The following is a 3,506-nucleotide window of genomic DNA, read 5'->3' as shown; positions in this document are numbered from 1 at the left end:
TCAAGCTGTGGAACCCGGCGATCGATGTTGTGCTGGTCGAGCAAAACCCTGTTTTCATCTCGTGCCCGCTCAGTAATCGCGTGCTCGCCGGAACCATGAGCCTGCAGGATTTGACGCGCGACTACGATACGCTGGGGAAACACGGCGTCACGGTTGTGCAGGATGTCGCCACCGCCATAGATCCGGCCAGACGCGCCGTCAGCCTGAAGCGCGGACAAACCCTGAATTACGATCGGCTGATCGTCTCGCCGGGCGTCGAATTTTTGTATGCGCAGTTGCCCGGGCTCAACAACGACGCCGCGCAGCAGACGATTTTGCACGCGTGGAAAGCCGGCCCGCAAACGCTTGCGCTTCGCAAGCAACTCGAAGAGATGCGCGATGGCGGCGTCTATGCGCTGTTCGTGCCAAAAGCGCCGTACCGCTGCCCGCCGGGGCCGTACGAGCGCGCCTGCCAGGTTGCCTGGTACTTCAAGAATGCGAAGCCGAAATCCAAGGTTCTGGTGTTCGACGCCAATCCCGAAATCACCTCGAAAAAAGGGCTGTTCGGCAAAGCCTTCTCCGAGCGTTACGGCAGCATTATCGAATATCGCCCAAACAGCGAACTGACCGATGTCGATCCGGCGACGAACACTGCCAGGCTGCAGTTCGAGGACGTCAAAGCCGACGTGCTGAATGTCGTCCCGCCGCAAGCCGCCGGCGCCATCGCGCGCCAGGCCGGGCTCGTTACCAGCAACGATCGCTGGTGCGATGTCGATTGGCGCACCATGGAATCGACCGCGCAGAAAAACATCCATGTGCTCGGCGATGCGACTTTATCCGCGCCGGCCATGCCGAAGTCGGGGCATATGGCCAACGCCCACGCCAAAGTCTGCGCCGCGGCGGTCATCGCACAACTGGCGGAACAGCCGGTCAACGACAGCCCGATGATGACCAATACCTGCTACAGCTTTATCAGCGGCAACGAAGTCGTGCACATCGCATCCGTGCACGCATTCAATGCTGAAAAGAAAACCATGCTGGCCGTCGAAGGCAGCGGCGGTCTCTCGCCTGCGCCAAGCAAGCTCGAAGGCGAATACGCGGAAGCCTGGGGACGCAATATCTGGGCGGACATGCTGGCTTAGGTGTGATGTTGCAATACGTTGTTGTTCATTCGGACCGGGTTGAGAAGCCTGAAGGTTCCAGCTTCCGCGAGGGAAGAAATGGATCTGACCCTACTTGAGTCTTTATTTGAGTCTCCGACTGCTCAGGATCACCGCCCTATTTTGGTTCGCCATACTGCCTGAACAGGGGCTAGCAAATTGATATCACCGCCACTATCTGTTTCTTCGTCCTCGCCAAAGACGATTTCCCCGTCCCTTCGCTCAAAGGGCGCAATCAGAGCGAGCGTCTCTCCAGCGTCCGACGCCGCTATTACGTGCAGGACCTCACGTCGATTTGGATAGTCAACCGCGTGGCGAAAGGGGTGGGCGGGATCGAAAGTCGCGTTCCATGCCTCAGAGATTGCAATGAGCGCTCGCGCGCGAGATCGCTTAACCTCAACAGCCACCTGCCGCCACAAGCGGTATTTGTCGGCCTGGTCTTCAGGCTGAAGCTGCAGCAGCTTGATGGAATTATTCCGTAAAATGAGAACAACGAGCAAGATGTGGTACTTGTCTTTCCTCAGCACGATTTTAGCCAGGCTAAAGTAATGCTGTGCAAGCTCCCGCAGCGAAGCGTCTTCGAGTGACGAAAGCGCCTTTACCGACCGGACTTCGTACTTCTCAAGGAGAGCTTCCTTTTTCGTCGGGTCGAGTACTACTGGTTCGAAGGTGAGGCTGGACGCCTCACCGGTAGCGAGTTTGACCCAAAGGGAACGCAACTCGGGATCCTCAACCATACAAGGTGGAAGCCCTTCAGCGGACAGTGGACTATCTTTCGTCGCTTCGTGGACCCCCGGGGCATCCTGAAGCAGTTTTGAGAGAAATTCCCAGCAGTGCGAAAGCACTCCAAGTAGTTCATGGCTTGGAAGATCGTTGGCAACCCACCTACGCTCTAGGCGAAGATACCCGTGCCGCATGACCTTTAGGGGCATCGGAGCCTTTTGTACGTCCCTTAGGATTTTTGCGGAGGTGAGCTTGGGAGTCGCCTCGTACTGAAGGAATGGAACTTCGTGCTCGAAGTAGGACGCGACAATCGATACTCGCAGAATGCTGTGTAGCTTCAGATCGCCTTGCTTAACGATGCGATTGCGAGCTTCTACAGACCATGCCATCAGTGGGTCTTCGCGCATTCGCTCTTGCCAGACTTGATACCACGCTGCGAAACCGGGTATGTCAGCCTTGTGTTTCTGAAGGAGGAAGGTGACGCTCCGCAACGACTGAATGCAGGCGTTGAGTTCAATGCGAAATAGTTCCGGCTCAAAGTATTTCTGGTTAGCTTGCACCCAATGAACCCTCGCGTCTGAGAGTCGTCGAAAAGCGGCTTTGGTAGGGGCTTCGTCTTTTACTGCCATGTGACACGCCACAGTCGCGATGGCCACGGGGCGCGAGTTGTGCAGTACCCCTTGACGCCGCAGCGCGTTACGCGCGGACGGGTCACAGGGGCGCAGCCGCGTAAGCGGTGCGGCTCGAACCTAGCTGCGCGGCACCAACGTGGAAGTGAGCGGCGCCCAAAACCGTAGCTTTGGACGTCCGCTCGACCGAGGTTAGACCGACGCATCCCGAAAGGCGCGAAGCACTGTGTTGATGCGAGTTTGGTAGCCGGGACCTTGTGCCTTGAACCACTCCAGAACGTCTTGATCGACCCGCAACGAAATGGATGCCTTGGCAGGCAGAGGCTGCAGGCCTCGGCGAACGATGCCACGAACGAGGTGCCGAACATCAGCTTCGGGATGTTCTCCCGTGGCTTTGCCCGGTGCTGCTGCTTCTGCTTTCAGGCGAGCCCAGTCAGTCTTGGATTGCATCGAAGTAGATTTGCGCTTCGCGCTTGGTTGCTTTGCGGAACGAGATGACGCGGATCTCATGTTCGCTCTCCGTATGAACTATTGACACTGGAATGCCAGCGAGCATTCCGAGCGTGACGAAGCGCTGCTCGCCATAGGAGAAACGGTCGTCTTCGAAGGTATACGTCGCTCCTTCAAACACACGCGGAGCGTCAACGAAGTCAAGGCCGTGGGCTTTCAGATTGGTGGCGCGCTTCGTCTCCGACCAAGTGAACTCCATGCGCGCAGTGTATATACGCAGTGTAGTGGCGTCAACGGCGCCTTGCTCGGCGGTCTAACGCCACAAACCGGTTCACGCGGGCGGGCCCGATTGCAGCGCGACGACACTCCGCTTTCGCGTCTGCGGCTGATCGGTTATCATGTGCCCGGTTGCGCGGTTGGCTGTCCGGTCTCGCCGTCTGCCATCGTTGGATTCCGCGCCGTATCGAAGTCCCACATTATCAGCCTGGACCGGTCTCAAGGAATTTCCTTGGCAGGTCGATCCAGGAGAATTCATGCCTTTCAGCAAACTCGGCCTGTGCGCCGA

The 3,506-nt window shown here is 57.7% G+C and carries 4 protein-coding genes; 1 reads left to right on the top strand and 3 read right to left on the bottom strand.

What is annotated here, in order from left to right; translation table 11 throughout:
• The coding region (locus H0V78_06090; GenBank protein MBA2351351.1) for an FAD-dependent oxidoreductase at nt 1-1,121 on the top strand (1,121 nt) is incomplete at its 5' end.
• 128 nt (nt 1,122-1,249) lie between these two features.
• Here H0V78_06090 and H0V78_06085 read toward each other — a convergent pair.
• The 3 genes from H0V78_06085 to H0V78_06075 all read right to left on the bottom strand — a co-directional run bounded on the left by H0V78_06085 (nt 1,250) and on the right by H0V78_06075 (nt 3,200).
• Nucleotides 1,250-2,491, bottom strand: a complete 1,242-nt coding sequence (locus tag H0V78_06085) for a hypothetical protein (protein MBA2351350.1) — start codon at nt 2,489-2,491, stop codon at nt 1,250-1,252.
• Between the two features lie 192 nt (nt 2,492-2,683).
• Nucleotides 2,684-2,941 carry a BrnA antitoxin family protein gene (locus H0V78_06080; protein ID MBA2351349.1) on the bottom strand — a complete coding sequence of 86 codons (258 nt, stop codon included), beginning with the start codon at nt 2,939-2,941 and terminating at the stop codon, nt 2,684-2,686.
• Nucleotides 2,925-3,200 carry a BrnT family toxin gene (locus tag H0V78_06075; GenBank protein ID MBA2351348.1) on the bottom strand — a complete coding sequence of 92 codons (276 nt, stop codon included), beginning with the start codon at nt 3,198-3,200 and terminating at the stop codon, nt 2,925-2,927. The genes H0V78_06080 and H0V78_06075 overlap by 17 nt, the downstream gene beginning before the upstream one ends.
• Nucleotides 3,201-3,506 lie beyond the last annotated feature (306 nt).

The organism is Burkholderiales bacterium (genome assembly GCA_013695435.1).
Lineage (GTDB): Bacteria > Pseudomonadota > Gammaproteobacteria > Burkholderiales > JACMKV01 > JACMKV01.
This window is presented reverse-complemented; position numbering and strand designations above follow the sequence as displayed.

Bases quoted from the DNA above. Each gene is read 5' to 3' on its own strand.
- H0V78_06085 (MBA2351350.1), bottom strand. From the start codon at position 2,491: ATGGCAGTAAAAGACGAAGCCCCTACCAAAGCCGCTTTTCGACGACTC.
- H0V78_06080 (MBA2351349.1), bottom strand. From the start codon at position 2,941: ATGCAATCCAAGACTGACTGGGCTCGCCTGAAAGCAGAAGCAGCAGCA.
- H0V78_06075 (MBA2351348.1), bottom strand. From the start codon at position 3,200: ATGGAGTTCACTTGGTCGGAGACGAAGCGCGCCACCAATCTGAAAGCC.